The 15,839-nt window shown below is 66.8% G+C and carries 16 protein-coding genes; 10 read left to right on the forward strand and 6 right to left on the reverse strand.

The annotated features are described in order from the left end of the window. Positions 1-61: 61 nt before the first annotated feature. Together eccB and mycP are read left to right on the forward strand one after the other, a co-directional pair. Complete coding sequence (gene eccB, locus IE273_RS38730; RefSeq protein WP_189819825.1) at positions 62-1,585, forward strand: type VII secretion protein EccB; 1,524 nt, start codon at positions 62-64, stop codon at positions 1,583-1,585. A 24-nt stretch (positions 1,586-1,609) separates the two neighbouring features. Continuing rightward, a complete protein-coding gene (gene mycP / locus IE273_RS38735) occupies positions 1,610-2,875 on the forward strand; it encodes a type VII secretion-associated serine protease mycosin (protein ID WP_189819826.1) in 1,266 nt (421 codons plus the stop codon). 109 nt (positions 2,876-2,984) lie between these two features. Here mycP and IE273_RS38740 read toward each other — a convergent pair whose 3' ends face one another. Further along, positions 2,985-3,338, reverse strand: coding sequence for a DUF4333 domain-containing protein (locus IE273_RS38740; protein WP_189819827.1), 354 nt, complete (start codon positions 3,336-3,338; stop codon positions 2,985-2,987). A 131-nt stretch (positions 3,339-3,469) separates the two neighbouring features. Then, positions 3,470-4,168, reverse strand: coding sequence for a hypothetical protein (locus tag IE273_RS38745; RefSeq protein WP_189819828.1), 699 nt, complete (start codon positions 4,166-4,168; stop codon positions 3,470-3,472). 35 nt (positions 4,169-4,203) lie between these two features. On the opposite strand from IE273_RS38745, the gene IE273_RS38750 reads away from it, so the two are divergent. From IE273_RS38750 to IE273_RS38760, 3 genes are read left to right on the forward strand one after another with little or no spacing between them, the layout of a single operon-like run. Beyond that, entirely contained in the window at positions 4,204-4,515 is a 312-nt protein-coding gene (locus tag IE273_RS38750; RefSeq protein ID WP_189819829.1) for a hypothetical protein, read from the forward strand. 19 nt (positions 4,516-4,534) lie between these two features. Further along, a complete protein-coding gene (locus IE273_RS38755; RefSeq protein ID WP_189819830.1) occupies positions 4,535-5,776 on the forward strand; it encodes a putative T7SS-secreted protein in 1,242 nt (413 codons plus the stop codon). Between the two features lie 36 nt (positions 5,777-5,812). Beyond that, a complete protein-coding gene (locus IE273_RS38760) occupies positions 5,813-6,319 on the forward strand; it encodes a hypothetical protein (RefSeq protein WP_189819831.1) in 507 nt (168 codons plus the stop codon). A 17-nt stretch (positions 6,320-6,336) separates the two neighbouring features. On the opposite strand, the gene IE273_RS38765 is transcribed toward IE273_RS38760, so the two are convergent. Next, entirely contained in the window at positions 6,337-7,041 is a 705-nt protein-coding gene (locus IE273_RS38765; RefSeq protein WP_189819832.1) for a hypothetical protein, read from the reverse strand. A gap of 819 nt (positions 7,042-7,860) precedes the next feature. Between IE273_RS38765 and IE273_RS38770 the strand changes: the two genes are divergently transcribed. The 5 genes from IE273_RS38770 (at position 7,861) to IE273_RS38790 (ending at position 12,250) form a co-directional block, all read left to right on the forward strand. Then, on the forward strand, positions 7,861-8,307 hold the full coding sequence (locus tag IE273_RS38770) for a DUF2563 family protein (protein ID WP_189819833.1): 447 nt from the start codon (positions 7,861-7,863) through the stop codon (positions 8,305-8,307). A gap of 2 nt (positions 8,308-8,309) precedes the next feature. Next, positions 8,310-10,055: a collagen-like domain-containing protein gene (locus IE273_RS38775; RefSeq protein WP_189819834.1), complete on the forward strand. Its 1,746-nt coding sequence runs from the start codon at positions 8,310-8,312 to the stop codon at positions 10,053-10,055. Between the two features lie 90 nt (positions 10,056-10,145). After that, complete coding sequence (locus tag IE273_RS38780) at positions 10,146-11,399, forward strand: S8 family serine peptidase (RefSeq protein WP_373309470.1); 1,254 nt, start codon at positions 10,146-10,148, stop codon at positions 11,397-11,399. A 128-nt stretch (positions 11,400-11,527) separates the two neighbouring features. Next, on the forward strand, positions 11,528-11,872 hold the full coding sequence (locus tag IE273_RS38785; protein WP_189819836.1) for a WXG100 family type VII secretion target: 345 nt from the start codon (positions 11,528-11,530) through the stop codon (positions 11,870-11,872). Positions 11,873-11,950: 78 nt separating this feature from the next. After that, a complete protein-coding gene (locus IE273_RS38790) occupies positions 11,951-12,250 on the forward strand; it encodes a WXG100 family type VII secretion target (RefSeq protein WP_189819837.1) in 300 nt (99 codons plus the stop codon). Positions 12,251-12,361: 111 nt separating this feature from the next. Here the strand turns inward: IE273_RS38790 and IE273_RS38795 are convergent, their stop codons facing one another. The 3 genes from IE273_RS38795 to IE273_RS38805 all read right to left on the reverse strand — a co-directional run bounded on the left by IE273_RS38795 (position 12,362) and on the right by IE273_RS38805 (position 15,796). After that, a complete protein-coding gene (locus tag IE273_RS38795; RefSeq protein WP_189819838.1) occupies positions 12,362-12,991 on the reverse strand; it encodes a hypothetical protein in 630 nt (209 codons plus the stop codon). Positions 12,992-13,058: 67 nt separating this feature from the next. Beyond that, a complete protein-coding gene (locus tag IE273_RS38800) occupies positions 13,059-15,341 on the reverse strand; it encodes a DUF6571 family protein (protein WP_189819839.1) in 2,283 nt (760 codons plus the stop codon). Positions 15,342-15,346: 5 nt separating this feature from the next. Continuing rightward, positions 15,347-15,796 carry a hypothetical protein gene (locus IE273_RS38805; protein WP_189819840.1) on the reverse strand — a complete coding sequence of 150 codons (450 nt, stop codon included), beginning with the start codon at positions 15,794-15,796 and terminating at the stop codon, positions 15,347-15,349. Positions 15,797-15,839: the final 43 nt, after the last annotated feature.

The following is a 15,839-nucleotide window of genomic DNA, read 5'->3' on the forward strand; positions in this document are numbered from 1 at the left end:
GACGGGGGACGGATCTTCACAGGTCCCCCACGGCTCCGCAACGGGGAGAGAGCGGACACAGATGGCATCACGGCGGGACGAACTCAACGCCTACACCTTCGCGAAGCGCCGCACGCTGGCGTCCTTCCTGCGACCTTCCCCCTCCGGCTCGGAGGAGGGCGCTCCCAAGCCGCTGGGCGCACTCGTCCCCGGCGTCGTCGTCGGTGTGGTCACCCTCGCGGTGTTCGGCGCGATCGGCATGTTCAGCCCGACGGCACCCAAGGGCTGGGACACCCCCGAGGAACACGTCATCGTCGCCAGCAAGTCGACCACCCGGTACGTCGTTCTCAAGACGGGCAAGCAGAAACAGCTGCACCCCGTCCTCAACATGGCCTCGGCCAAGTTGCTCCTGGACCCCGGCAAGGCCAGCGTCATCACCGTCGACGAGAAGATCCTGGACAGCGGCAAGCCTCCGCACGGCGCCACCATCGGCATCCCGTACGCGCCCGATCGCCTGCCCTCCCCGGACGAGGCCGAGGCCGCCAAGCGCTGGGCGGTCTGCGAGCGGCCCGCCGACGGCGGCCGGGCCATCCAGAAGGCGGCGTTCGTCCTCGCGCAGAAGGAGTGGTCCAAAACGGAGGGGGCCGACAGGCTCACCCGAGGCGACCTGATGTACGTCGTCGGCCCGGACGGCAAGACCCAGTACGTCGTCGACGCGCGGGGCACGGCGTACAAGCTCGCCGACCCGGGCGACAAGGAACTCCTCAAAGCCCTCGACACCCGGGGCCGTGCCCCGCAGCGCGTCTCCCAGGAATGGCTCGACACCCTCCGCAAGGGCACCCCGATCGCCATCCCGCCGATCGAGGGCACACCCGGCGCGAAGGCCGACGCAGGGATCATGCCCGCGCAGTACGACAAGGTCGGCGAGGTCATCAAGGCCTACGACGGACAGGTGTTGCGGTACTACGTCGTCCTGCGGGGCGAGGTGGCCCGTATCTCCGAGTTCACCGCCACGCTCCTGCTCAACAGCGGTCAGCTCGTCGGCGTCGGCCAGGCCGGCGAGGCGCAGCAGGTCAGCCCCGGCGCGGTCGCCGACAGCACGGCCTTCGACGAGGACAAGAACTGGCCGGCGTACAAGCCGAGGACGGTGAACGACGGCTCCAGCGCCACCAGCGGCCGCAACACGGTCTGCAACGTGCTGCGGTCGGTCGGCGCCAAGGGAGCGACGACCCTGTCCACCTGGGTCGGCAAGGACTTCCCCGCCCAGTTGCCCACGGGTTCCTCCAGTGCCTACGTCACCGCCGGCTCCGGTCAGCTCTACCGTCAGTTCCAGGGCACGGAGACCACGGCCGGCGGCGTCTTCCTGGTGACCGACACGGGCCTGCGCTACGCCTTGCAGTCCAACAGCGACAGCGCCACCGAGGACAAGGGCATCGGCACCTCCGCCAAGAAACGCAAGGAGGAACTGGCCGAGGCGAAGATCGCCCAGACCCGCCTCGGTTACGAGAAGCTGACGCCCACGCCCATCCCGCTGGAGTGGTCGACCTTCCTGCCGACGGGCCCGCGCCTGTCGGAGGCGGCGGCGCGGCAGCCGCAGGGTTCGTAGCGGCGCGCGGAGGAGAACGGACTCATGCTGAAGGCAAGGACGTCGGGAGCCGCGACCCGAGCAGTGGTCGTGGCCGCCGCGGTGGCCCTCACCGCGGCGACCACGGTGCTCGCCCTGCCCCCTTCCCCGGCCCGGGCGGACGACGGCCAGTGCACGTTCCCGTCGAAGCCGTACGCGGGCCGGCCGTGGGCGCTGCAACGCGTCAACCTGGACGAGCTGTGGGCGCAGTCCACGGGCAAGGGCGTCCAGGTGGCCGTGATCGACACCGGTGTAGACGTCAAGAACCCGCAGCTCACCAAGGCCGTGGACGCGTCCAAGGGCAAGAACCTGCTGCCCGACAAGAACCGCAAGGGCGAGAAGATAGACCGCGGCAACAAGTCGGGCACCACCGACACGGTCGGCCACGGCACACGCGTGGCAGGCATCATCGCGGCGCGCCCGGCCAAGGGCACGGGCTTCGTGGGCCTGGCCCCGGACGCCACGATCATCCCGATCAAGCAGAACGACGCCGAGGGCGACGGCACGGCTGACTCACTGGCCTCGGCGATCACGTACGCGGTCCAGGCGGGCGCCGACGTCATCAACATCTCCCAGGACACGGCCGAGGCGCTCGACCCGAAGACCTCGAAGCTGAAGGACGCCGTCGACTACGCCCTGGGCCAGAAGGTCGTCGTCGTGGCGTCCGCAGGCAACGACGGCCTGGGCGGCAACGTCAAGGTCACGTACCCGGCGTCGTACGAAGGCGTCCTGGCGGTGGCGGCCTCCGACCGCAACAACGAACGCGCCGCGTTCTCACAGTCGGGAGACTTCGTGGGGGTCTCGGCTCCCGGTGTCGACATGATCTCCACGGTCCCGGGCAACGGCCACTGCTCGGACAACGGCACGAGCTTCTCGGCGCCCTATGTCGCGGGGGTCGCCGCCCTGTTGAAGTCCAAGTACCCCGACTGGACGGCCCAGCAGGTCGTAGCCCAGATCGAACAGACCGCGGAACGCGCGATTGCCGGGCGTGACCGGCTGGTGGGCTGGGGTGTGGTGGACCCCGTGAAGGCGCTCACGGAGGTGGACCCGGCGCACCCCGTCGAGTCCCCGAAACCCGAGAACGGCGTGGCCAGGGGAGAGGCCCCGTCGGTCACCCCCCTGCACTTCGGCGAGACGGCCGAGGAGCGCGACAACCGCCTGGCGACGTACACGGTCGTGGGGGGCCTGGTGCTGGTGGCGGGCCTGGCGGGCACGGCGGTGGCGGTCCGCGACGCGCGCCGCAGGCGCGGTGGCCGCCCGCGCACCTCCTGACGGCGGCTCTCCGGCGCCGGTCGGTGACGGCGACATGGTGCGGCGGCGGTGCCCCCGAGGCACCGCCGCCGCACGTCGTACCGCTCTGTTCGCCGGGAAGGGGCCCGCGTCAGCTCGCCGGCGGAGAGGCCTTGTCGTCGGCCTTCAAGTCGAAGTCGATCCGGCTCCCCTTCACGGAGGAGACGGTCACGGTCACGCCCAGCGTGCTGCCGTCGTCGGCGGTGAGCGTGCAACGGGTGGTGGTGCCGACCTTGCCCGCGAGGTCCTCCGGACAGGTGACGTCCGGCTTCGGCCGGCCCGTCTGTGCCGCGAGCTTCTCGGACACCGTGTCGGCCAGTTTGCCGGCGGAGAGCTTCGGCTCGGACTTCTCCACGGTGACCGATCCCGAACAGCCGACGAGCAGCACACCAGCGGCCACAGCCGAAATACTCCATGCTGCTGCGGACGTGCGGGCTATCGCCATGGGGGGCTCCATTCCGGGTATCAGGACGAAAGAACGCCCGAAGCATACTGGCACCCGAGAAGCTTCATGAATCCTCCATCCCGCCGACGCAGTCCTTCACTTGGCCTGCCGGAAACCCTCACCGGGAATCGTCACCGGGAATCAAACGCGCGGTCGAGGACATCGCAAAGGTAATCGAGCTTCGGCAGGACGTCTTCTTCCCGGAGCCGGCCCCTGGTCCAGGTGATGACTTCGCCCCCGTCGAATCGGAGCGGGCCGTCGGCGTCCGCTGAACGGAGCACGGAACCCCGGACGGTGTCCGGAGCGGTGACCGAGAAGACGGCGTAGTACGACGTCTTCGTGAGGGGGCGACCGGGGCCCGCCGACTGGACGGTCCGCACGTCGCGGTACTCGAAGCAGCGAACGGTACGACCACGATGCCGGCCCTCGACGCAGTCCCACACGCTCAGTCCCGACGACACGTCAGGGAAGGGCGCGGCGCCCTCGTAACGGTCGGCGCCCCCCGCGACCCGCGCCCGGTACGTCCATCCCCGCCGCTGCGCGAGGGAGACGAGGGCGGAGACCTCCTCGTCACCGCGGGAGTTCTCCTGGGCATCGGACCAGCTCGCCCAGACGATGCCGCTGAAAGCGCCGCCGAAGAGAACGAAGACACCAGCGGCAGCCATGAGAAAGTAACGGCGCGGTATTTCGTGGTCGTTGACGATGACCACGTTGCGCCGTTTCGTCGGATGCGGCAGGTCGTCGAAGTTCATCGTCGATTTCGCCTTCTGGTGCTCGTAGGTGCCGATGCTACACTTCGCGCGCCGATCATTAGGTGCGTCAATGAGCACTGTTTCGGCAGGAGTTGATGAAGGGGAGGGCAGTCGTGGCTGATCCTGATCTGGGTGCGGATTCACAGACTCTCAAAAAGGGCGCCAAAGACGTCGTCGAGGCCCTGCGCCCGACCGAGGGTTTCGATCTGGAGGAGTCGGCGGGACGGAGCTCGTCCTTCGGGCATTCGTCGGCGTCCTCGTCGTTCGTGGCGTTCTGCGCTACCTGGCAGGCGGGCGCGCAGATCCTCAGCGGCAGCACGGCCCAGCGCGCGGCCGGGCTGATCTCGGCATCGGGCACCTTGACGGACACGGACGGGCAGGTCCGGGACGCGGCCAACTCCGTCAAGACGAACCAGGGCAAGTAAGGCAAGAGCGGGGGAAGCAGTGGCAGCCGCACTCGGGTCGACGAAGGACCCCAAGGAGCTCATTCCCGGTGACGTACACGCGCTGACCGAGCTCGCAGACACCATGCAGCACTGGTCGGACAAGTTCGACAAGGTCGGGTCCAATCTGCGGGACGTGAAGGTCCCCGGCTGGCACGGAGAGGCCAGCGACGCGTTCTGGAAGAGCCTGAACGGCGAGAAGGGCAACTGGTACATCGCCTCTGACCACATGGCAGGTGCGGCCGGCGCCATCAAGTCGTACACCAGCATGCTCCACTGGGCGCAGGGTCAGGCGGCCGACGCGATAGAGAAGTGGGACAAGGGCGACCACGCGGGAGCGCAGCAGGTGCTCAGCACCGCGCGCACGCAGCTGGAGCACGAGGCCGAAACGTTGTCGTCCAAGCTGGGGAAGCTGTCCGGCGGCGCCAAGGACAGCCCGAGCTGGCTGACCCAGGCCCGGCAGCTCGCCAAGGAGCTCGGGCTCGGCCAGACCACCGTCAAAGAAGACGAGCTGTGGCAGTACGGGAACAACCCTGCCGACAAGCGGAAGCGTCAATGGGGCTACCAGGATCCCAACGCCACGTCGGAAGACCCCGACGCGCCGAAGAAGGTCAGCTGGTCGGTGAAGATCGCCGAGTTCAGCGGCGGTGCCAATGTCTGGTCCGCGGACGCCAAGGGCGAGACCACGGTGGGCGGCGTCAAGCTGTCCGGCAACGCGGGCGTCTCGCTGCTCGGCTATGACGCCTCCGCGGTCGCCGGCATCACCGACGGGAACCTGGAGCTGAAGGGGACGGCCAGCATATATCTCGCCAAGGCCGAGGCCGGCGGCAAGGCCGAGTACGGCATTCTCGGCCTTCAGGCCCAGGGCAGCGCCCTGGCGGGTGCCAACGCCGAAGCGAAGGCCACCATCGGCAAGGACGGCCTGCACGGGGGCGCGGAGGCTTTCGCCGGTGCGAAGGCCGAGGGGTCGGCCGCAGCGGACGTGGGCGGTGTCGGTGCCGGTGTGACCGGCGAGGCGTGGGCCGGCGCGGGCGCCTCGGCCAGCGTCGACGTCGGCAAGGGCGACGACGGCAAGTACCACGTCGGCGGCGAGGTCGGTGCCGGACTGGGGCTCGGTGGGAAGGTGGGCTTCCAGGTCACCGTCGATCCGGGAGAGGTCGTCGACACCGTCGGTGACGCCGCGGACGCGATCGGCGATGCCGCGGGTTCGGCGTACGACCACACGCTCGGCAAGTGGTTCTAGGCTTGCGATGAGGCTCAGCAAGGAAGTGGGTTCACGATGACGGGCACGTTGCCGGTCAAGATCTCGTTCTCGTTGCCGGACGGCTGGCGATCGGCGCCGCCGGACGAGGTGGGGGCGCCCGATGCGGCCTTCGTCGCTCTGCACCCCGCCTCCATCGACGGGTTCACGGCGAACATCACCATCGCCGGCGGGATGCGCAACGACAGCGCCACCATGCGGCAGATCGCCGACGAGTCGGTACGGCGGCTCGGGCAGGCCGGCACCGTGCAGGTCACCAAGCAGGAAGAGGTGGGGACCCCCGACATCCCGGGGCTCACCGACTCACCGGGCGTCGTCCAGAACCTGCGCCTGTCGACCACCCTGCACGGAGAACCGCTCGAACTGGTGCAGAGCCAGGTCTACCTGGGCCTGGAGGATGTGGACCGTCCGTCACAGCGGGCAGTGATCGAGCTGGTACTCACGGCGAAGCCGGAACAGCTGGCGGCGGTGCTGGACGACTTCAAGCAGTTCGTCCGCTCCGTACGGGCGGACCAAGCCGCCTGACGCCCGGGTCGGCGGTCTCAGACCGCCGACCAGACCCGCGGCGGGATCCGGTCCAGCACATCGCACAGGTAGCCGAGCCGCTCGTCGAAGTCCTGCGGGCTCAGCCGGCCCCGGCGCCAGGTGAGCAGCTCGCCGTTGTGCAGCCGGACCGGGAAGTCCCGCACGGCCTGCGGCTGCGCGGTCAGGAAGGGCGCCACGTCGCCCGCCAGGGCGTCACGGGCGAACGACTCGTCATCCGTGATCACCCGGAACGCCTCGTCGAACTCCGGCACGCCGAGCTGCACCACACGGCCACGCTGTGTCATCCCGTCGAGCGCCTGCGGCCGTCGCACCACCAGTTCGGGCCCAGGGCCCGGCGCAGCGACCGCGAACACCGTCCAGAAGACGGGCTGGTTCCGTCCCGGCCCGTCGTGGACGTCGAGGGTGCCGGTCACATACTCGAAGCAGCGGAAGCCACGACCCCGGAACTCCCCGGTGATGTAGTGCTCCGCCCGCAGGTTGTGCCCGCTGACGGGCAGCGGCGCCATGCCGCAGAGCCCGTCGATCAGCCCGTATGTGGCCTGCTGGTAGCCGTAGCCGCGCTCCTGGGCGAGTCGGATCGCCGCGGCTCTCTCCTGCACGCCGCGCGCCCGGTTCCGCTGGGCGCGCACCATCATGGTGATGACGAGGGCGAAGATCCCTCCCACGACCAGGATCATGAGCACAGGCATCAGTACGGTCATGGGACGCGATTATGTCTGACGCCGCCCGCACCGCGGGCCGGGCGCCGGGAGCGTCTTGGCTGAGTCACTCGTGGTAGCGAGGTCAATTGGCGCCGGTCAGCGAAGGAACTGAACTCGGGAGATTCGTTCGTTCTTGCGGTCGGCCTGTTCGGGCGGGCTGTCGCCACCAGCACGAACTACGACAAGCATGACCTCGACCTGCATAGGGTGATCGACCTGCGTCGAGGATAGTCACCCCGAGGATGTCGAACCCCCGCGAGGCCCCACGGCATACGCGTCCCGCGCCACGGCCATCCGAGCCGAACGACAGGCCAATTGCCGAGTCGAGTCCGTGGCGGGGCTCGGTGCGAAGCCGGCTGGCTCTTCCGGGTCTCGCGCTGGCGTGGGTGCGTCCGAGGCTGTTGGGAACGACGGCCCGAAGGTGTGGCGGTTGTGCTGGCGCGGCGCGCGAGGTGACGTTGTTTCGACTGGAACTGTCCGGGGGCAGCATCGAGGCGTGGAGGTTTGCTGTAGATCGCATGAGGGTGCCCGCGCTCAAGCTTTCAGGTTGATGCATCGCTGGTCGACGAACTGGTGGGGCGCGACTGTGTCGCCGTGCGCGTTCGCTCACTAGAAACGGGCAATTCCGACCAAGTGTGGCACCTGGGTCTTAGGTGAAGTCGAGCCAACAGGCCTGCCCGGTTGGACCGGTTGGACGGGTTGACTAGAGTGGTAAACGCGTTGTGAGACGCGGCTCGCTTTGCGATTGTACGGCGAACGGTTGGTCGGCCCTCGCTCCGGAGGAGCCGATGGATGTACGGGGAAACGGGGTGGAGCGTCGTGCTTCCGTCAGACATGGTGAGGGGCGTGTCGGCGACCAGGGCGGCGAACCTGGAGGCCAGTGGCGAGGCGCTGGGCAAGTTCGTGGGTCAAGTGGACGAGGTGCTGAGCGCTCTCGAAGGGTCCGCGGGCAACCCGGCGAAGGTCGGTGCTCAGACGATCAGGGCTGCGTCGCTGACGTCTGGTGGGGAGAGCGAGTTCCCTGAGGCGCACGGGCTGTACAAGCAGTACAGCAGGGTCCATCACGAACTAACGACCCTGTCCAAGAGCCTGCACCTGCAGATCGAGGCGATCGGCATCGCGGTCGCCGGTGCGCGCAACGGCTTCGACAGTCTGGAAGAGGAGCAGCGTCAGCGGTTCTGGGTGATCCAGGCGGAGATCAAGAAGCTCCAGCCCAGGGCGGACGACAAGCAGCACGCCAGCAGCGGCACCAAGACGAAGGCGTGACGATGACGGACAAGCAGCACAAGGACGATCTGCATCGCGTCTCTCAGCAGAACACCGTGACGGACATCGTCCGCGGTATCGAGGACGGACCGCGCGGCGGCTTCCTCAATGGCATGGTGCGCTCCGTGGTCGAAACCACGCCCTTCGGGCGGGCCGTTGCCGCCAGGTCAGACTTCGACAAGCGCGACCTCGACCTGAACCAGATGATTGATCTGGTCGAGCGGACAGACCCGGAGGATCTCGAATCCTCCGGCAAGGCGCTTTGGGACGCGCGCGATGCCATCAAGAAGGCCGCCGACGATCTCAAGGCCTACATCGACAAGGTCCCCTGGGTGGGAGTGTCGGGAGACCAATTCCGCACGTGGGGCGAGAATCTCGTGACCAACACCCACCATTTGAGTGAGTTCGCCGGGGCGGCGGGCGACCAGATCACCGCAGCCGCCGTGGGCCTCGCGGCTGTGCGTGGTGGCATGCCGGCTCGTGACACCAGGGCAAACCCGAAGCGGCCCGAGAAGTTCACCGAGGCAGAGAAGGCCGCGAACAAGACGGAGTACGACCACGCCGTTCAGGTGGAGAAGCACCGCCAAGAGGCGATCAACCAGATGAATCGGTTGGCGTCGTACTACGCGGTCTCGGAAGAGGTTCTGGCTGCCCTGCCCGCCAAGGCGCCGAACTTCACGTCGATGCCCGACGTGGGCGTGCCTCGGCCCTCGCAGCGGTTCAGGGAAAGTTCTCCCACGTCCGGCACTGGCTCGCACACAGGAACCGGCTCGGCCCCCGCCATCGGTCATCACACAACTGCGGTAGGGGCAGACAATGTTGCCCACCACGTCACCAACGACACCACCCCGCACCACGCCCCGACGACGCACAGCAACCATACGGTCCAGCTCCCTGAGGAGCCGTCCGTCGGTACGAACATCGACAGCACCGGCACGCTGCCTCCTCCCACGACCACACACACGACCGGCCCCACCCCGCCGGTCACGGGCACGCCTCCGGCAGGCGGTCAGCCCGACCCGTTGGGCGGCACCGGCTACCGGGTTCCGCTGCCCAATCCGACGTCCGGCCGAAGCCTGAGTGGTTCGGCCGGGTACCGTAACCCTCCTTTCGCTCAGGGGCGTGCAGGTACGGCTGGGCCGACCAATCCCCAGGGCGGCCCGGGACGCACCGCGGCACAAGGACCCATGAACCAGACGGGGCGTGCCACGTCGACGGGACAGCCCGCCGGCAGGGGTACAGCGTCTCCGGTGGGCCGTGCGGTCACAGGTGGTACGCCGCGGCCCGGCGGCACGGCGGCACCCCGAGGGAACGCCACGCCGACCACCGGCGCCGGCCGCTCCAACGGAGTCGTCGGGGGGCGCCCCACGGCCACCGGTGGTCCGGCGAAGGGCGGGACGAGGATTCCCCGTGGCACGGTCATCGGAGCCGAGGGACAGGCCAGTTCCCAGTCCACGGCCGGTCGGCTCGGTCAGCGTGGTGTCTTCGGAGCGCCCGAGTCCGCAGCGCGGCCCGGTGCGAAGCCGGCTGGATCTTCCGGGTCTCGTACCGGTGCCGGTGTGTCCGATGTTGTCACCGGCAGGCCGACCGGGCGGAACTCCGCTGCGGGTGCCGAGCGGAACGGTATGACGCGTGGTGGTGCCGGTCTCGTGCGCGGTGCCGGCCGTAAGGGGAAGGCCGAGAACGGGGACGAAGAGACGCAGTTGCCCGAGAAACCCCGGCGTGATGTGCCGCCGGTGGCGAACTGACCGCGAGCGAGGACACGGAAGACGATGAAGTCAGGGATCAGCCGACGAGCCGAGCAGGCTGCGCTCGACGGGACGTGCAGCGGTAGACGAGTGCGTGCTGTGGGCGCGGCCGTCGGCGCCCTGGTGGCCGCGACTGTGGGGTTTGCGCCGAATGCTGCTGCGGATGATGTCCAGGCGAAGCAGTGGTACCTGGGCCCGATGCAGGCTGAGCAGATGTGGAAGGTCAGCACGGGTAAGGGTGTGAAGGTCGCTGTCATTGACAGCGGAGTGAACGCGAACACGTCGTCGCTCAAGGGGCAAGTGCTGACCGGCGAGGTTCCGAAGTCGGTTGCCTACCGTGCCACGGATGATTACGACGGTCACGGGACGACCACTGCCGAGTTGATCGCGGGAACGGGTGCGGGCGGCGGGCTGAGGGGCCTGGCTCCGGGAGCCAGAATCGTTCCGTATCGTGTCAAGTTCGACGACTTGAAGGGCAATCCGGCTGAGCTGAACAAGACGCCGGAGCCTGCTGAGGCGATCAGGGCGGCTGCGGACACCGACGCGAAGATCATCAATATGTCTTTCGGTGCGCAGGGGCCGAGCTCCAGGGAGGAGGAGGCTGTCCAGTACGCCGCTTCGAAGGGCAAGCTGCTGATAGCGGCTGTCGGTAACGACGGCCGGAAGGCAGGGGACACCATCGGTTACCCGGCCGCTTATTCGTACGTGATCGGCATCGCATCGGTTGACAAGTCCCTCACGGTCTCGAAGTTCTCCTCGTCTGGCAACTACGTGGACCTTTCGGCTCCCGGTCAGGGCTTTCCAGGTTGGTGTGACGGCAGCTTCCGTTCGTACTGCGACGATGTGAACGGTACAAGTTCGGCAGCCGCGATCGCCTCGGGTGCCGCCGCCCTGATCTGGTCCGCACACCCTGACTGGACGGTGAACCAAGTTGCCCGTGCTCTGATCGACACCGCAGGCCGTACCTGGGCGAAGAATGACCCGAGCAAGTACGCCGGCTATGGGCTCATTCGACCCCGTCTCGTTCTTGCGAACCGCAACTACGACGCCGGCCCGCCCAACGTGGACCCGCTCGCGGCGGAGAACGGCGGCGACCTGCTGGCCAAGTCCGCGGCGGCCTCCACGTCTTCCTCCTCCTCGTCCCCGTCCGCCCCTTCCTCCTCCGCATCAACCCCGTCACAGGCCCCCGAAAAGGGTTCTACCGGCGGGACTTCGGCGGCAGGATCAAGCACGCAGTCGTCGAACGACAACACCACCCTCTGGGTCGTGCTCGGCGCCGTAGCCGCCATCGTCGTGATCGGCGGTGGCGGGCTGGCTGTCGCGCGGGCGCGGCGCGCCAGGTGACGTCGTCAGCCGTCTGTAGCCCTGTGCTCTTCGGATAGGGCGTGCAGTACGCGCCCGCCGCCGTACCGCACTGTGCGGTAGTGGGCCAAGACAGTTGGACCAACGAGACAGACAGAGAAAGGGCTGAGATGGCCGAGAACAAGCAGAAGCTCGAAGATGCCGCAGTAGTCCACCTGCAGAAGCAGATGCTGGAGAAGTACGACGGCATCCGGAAGCGGGTGCACGGTCTGCAGGGCGTGATCGACGGCCTGGAGGGCCAGTGGCACGGTATCGGTCGTGCCGCCTTCGACTCTAAGCAGTACGAGATCAACCAGTCGCTCCAGGCCATCGGCGGCATCCTCGGTGACGTCATCGAGGCCATGACCGCGACGCGCAACATCAAGGACAGTAAGGAAGACGAGGTCCGCGCGGCCGTCAACAAGATCGACGTCCGGGACGGCGCTCCCACCGTGTCTCCGCTCAGCTCCTACTGACCGAGCGACAACCAGGACTTCAGCCGGGCCAACCCGGCGCATCCACCGGATACACATCAGCGAGACGAGGTAACAGGTATGGCCAACAACGCTGACGGCCTGTCAGTCACTTATGACGGGCTCGACGTCGCGGCGACCAAGATCGGCAACGAGGCGAGCCTGCTGGAGCAGGACCTGCAGGAGCTGCGCCGGCTGGTCGTGAGCAGCCTGCAGTACTGGGAGGGCCAGGCCCAGGACACCTTCCACGAGAAGCTGAACCACTGGGACAAGGAAGCGAACGACATCCACCAGGCGCTGACCGGCATCGGCCACGTCGTCGCCCAGTCCGGCGGTACGTACATGGAAGGCGACAAGAAGGCGGCCAGCTACTTCCGCTAGGCCGAGGCTCGCAGAAGCGACGAAGCAACTCCAGGGTGGGCGCGCGCGGGAGGCGCCCACCCTGCTGTTTTGTCGGGCAGGAAGCCGACCAGGGGGCGGCCACGGGCTCGATCACGCATCGGGCACCGCAGTCGGCAGGTCGGCTTCCGAAGCGCAGCCTGCCTCCTCAGCCACCTTGCGGGAGATGGAGTTGAGGATCACCATACGGTCTTTGTCGACGCTGTTCCCGCGCAATTGGGAGCCAGTGGAATACAGTTCCGCCTTCACATACTTCGTGTCGCCGATGTACGCGCCTTTGGAGCCTGCTCCGGTGGCGCACCGGAAGAACAGGTCAGCTCCGTCGCGGCCCACTTGGGCATACAGTCCCACGGGGTATCTGACCTTGCTGTTGTCGGATTCCTTGCCGGACGCTTTGGGGTAACTCTGGGCTGCCGAGAAACGGATTTCAAGAAGTGGCTTCCCGCTCTCGTCGCCGGTCTTGTACACCCAGCAAGCTGCGCGCTGACGATAATCGTCGTGCAGATGCTTGACTGCGTTCTGTATGGAAAACGTACGAGGCTGTCCTGCCTCGCCGGCGGCACCAGTGGATTCGTCGAACTGATCAGTGCCGGCCAGGTTCTGGAGCGCTTGCCGGGCGGGAGCGTCGAGTGCTCCGTCGCAAGTCTTGCTCGCGGCCGTGCCAGACGTCTTCGCCTGCTCTCGATCAGCATCACTGCTGCAACTTGTCACAAGAAGCGCCACAGCCGTAAGAGAGAGAGCCGTCCCGTATATACCGTTCCTTGCGATTCGCAGCACTTTACGCCCCTGCTCAATCCTTGTAGGGAGGCCGGCCACGGTAGTCGTTCTCGTGGGAGCCGGTGCCCAGGTAACTGCTCTTTGTTTCTTCGACCCATTGCTGCTGGTCGGCGACAGCCCTGGCGTTTGGGTGGTCCTTGAAGTACGCATCATAGGTCGATCCGAGATCATCGACCCCTCGTCCGTAGAATTCACGGCTCGTCATCTGTGACGGGACCAGAGGATCGGACTCTGCGTCATCCGTCGCCTTGTCGATTTCGTGCCCGAGCAGCGTATTGGCCGCATTGGTGATGGTGTCCGCCGCGACGGGGGCGATGACGACTGCGGCAGCCGTCGAACCGGGGAGCGGAATGGAGGCGACCCCACCTGCCACTACTGCTCCGACCAGCAGTTTCTTCCAGTCACCCGACCGGCCCAGTGCCTTGTTGGCTTCCTCTGAGTTCTCACCGTACGTCGTTGCCGCCTGCTCCACGCGGGAATTGTCCAGGATGCCGCGGGCTTCCGCGCCTACCGACATGATGTCCCGAGCCTGATTCATATGCGCATCACTGGTCGGCGGATGGGCGTCGAGCATGCTCAAGGTATACACATGCTGGGCGGCTGTCACGGCCTTGTGTGAGTTCTCGTCCTGGCCGAGGACGCTCAGGAAATCGATGGCTCCCTGGTTGCCGAACTGGGCTCGTCCGGCATATCGAGCGGGGAAGTCGAGAGCGTCCTTGCTGTGGTCGCCGATGCCGGACAGTTCGTAGTCGATGTCATCGATGTACGCACCGGCCATCTTTCCGAGGCTGTCTGCCAGTTCGGGCTGATCGTGCAGCATCTTCGGGCCGTCCGCTCCACCGTAGAGGTAAGCGACCTGTTCCATGACACCGGCCGTGGCCGCAGTGCGACGGTCACCCGCCGCGACGTCCTTCGGGGAGGCATCAGCAGAGTAGCCGGTCGTGGCTGCTTCCAGCGCGCGCCCGAGTGAATTGCGTGCTGCGACGTAGTCGTGGTTGCCCTGCATCGTGGCGTCGGAGACCCAGACCCGCTCCTTCGTCAGGTACTGCAGGTGCGCGTTGACCTCGGAGTTCTTGTTGACTGTGGCACCGCTGCCGTCGGGCTGGGCGAAGAACTGTGCCGATGCGTCCGGATTATGGCCGAGCGCCTCCAGGAATCCGGTCATGGGGTCGCGGCCGCGATCGTTCTTGTAGCCCCAGTAATTGAGGTCGCCGTCGTTGAAGTTGTTGACCCAGGCGTTGATACCCTGGCCGTTCATCTTCTTGTCGTATGCGAGGAGCTTGTCGCCGTAGTCGTTGAGGAACTGGTCGTCGTAGTCGCCGAAGCGCATGAGGTTACTCATGACTGCGTAACCAGTTGGGTTGCTCGCGTCGTCGATCCCGAGCTGGTCGGGACCCAGCTGGATCATCTGCCGCTCCCAGTTCTGCATTTTGTCGCTGTCCGAGAGGGTGGCTTGACCGACGATGATCCCGAGGTTCTTCTGGAGCTGTTTGGCTTGCTTGGCGCGGTCGGGGTCGTAAGTTCCCTGGTAGGGGTCGGCGATGCCGGCCCAGAAGGTCAGCACCTTCCTGGGGCCGACCTGTGTGGCGAACTCTTCCGCGAACAGCGGGTCGTTCTTGTACTTGGCCAGGGTGGAGTTGAGTGAGGCGAGCTCTGTGCTCGTCACGTCGTGCGGATTCTTCGCAAGGATCTTGGCCATCAGGTCGGCGTCCGCGACGGCCTTGGCGGCGTCGTCCCGGTTCTCGTAGTGGGCGCCGGAAAAGCCGTACTTTGCCTGGTCGACCAGGAGTCTGAGCGCCTTGGCCGCAGTACTGTCGCTCTCGGTCGCCTTGCTGAGAATGCGCTGAATCTCGTTTCGAAGGGCCTCGACGTCTTCCTGGCTGACCGCGCTTGTGCTGCCACTGGGATCGGAAGCCCAGTCGGGACGAGGATTGCCGCTGACGGTGAAGGTCCCGCCCCCGGTATCGATCACGGTGCAGTACTTGTACGGCGCGCGTTCGAGGGTTTCGTTCAGCTCGTCTCGGTAGCCGATGAGTTCGCCGCGGGTGTCCTTGAGGATCTTCGTGATGGAGTCCGCCTGCGTGTGGGCGTCCGCGAACTCCTCCGCGGTCTTGCCGATGAACTCCCGGCTCACCTGTGCGTTGACACCAGCCCAGTGCGCCTTGTCCGCACGACTCTTCAGGTTGGTCTGGGCGTCCTCCTTCAGCGTCGCCAGGTTCCTGGTCATCTCCTCCCAGTCGGTGATGGCCTCTCCGAGCTGCGAGAAGTTTCCGTAGCGCAGGGCATCGAGATCCATGGTCGTCAGCTGCCCTTCCGCTCGTCGAAGCCCTGGTCGAGCTGGGAGATGCTGCTGAGAGTGCCGGCGATGTAGGACTCGTCGGCGGCGTGCTGATCCTTGGTGTAGCGGAGGTGGTTGGAGATGTGGGCGCAGGCGTCGAGGAGGCTCTGCACCTGGTCCACCCAGCGTCCGGCTACGTGATCGAGGGCAGCCCCGATGTCGAACCCCTCACTCTTGAGGCCTCCGGCCGCCTTGATGGAGGACATACGGGCGTGGTCGCTGAACCGGCCGAAGTCCTGGAACAGTTCGTGAGCAGCGGAACCGATCGCGGCGAGGTCCTTCTGGTGCACGGTGAGATCACCACGCGTACTTTCGCCGCCTCCGTTGTCGGGCGTGACATGGTTGAGCCGCATGTGTGCGGACTGGTTCTGTGCTGCCTTTGCTTTCAGCTGCTCCCACTCGTCCCACGCCATGCGCGGTTCCCCTCGTTTCCCGGCTCCCGCCAACGAGCGGGGG

It is taken from the genome of Streptomyces olivaceoviridis (assembly GCF_014650115.1).
In the GTDB taxonomy this organism is placed as follows: domain Bacteria; phylum Actinomycetota; class Actinomycetes; order Streptomycetales; family Streptomycetaceae; genus Streptomyces; species Streptomyces olivaceoviridis.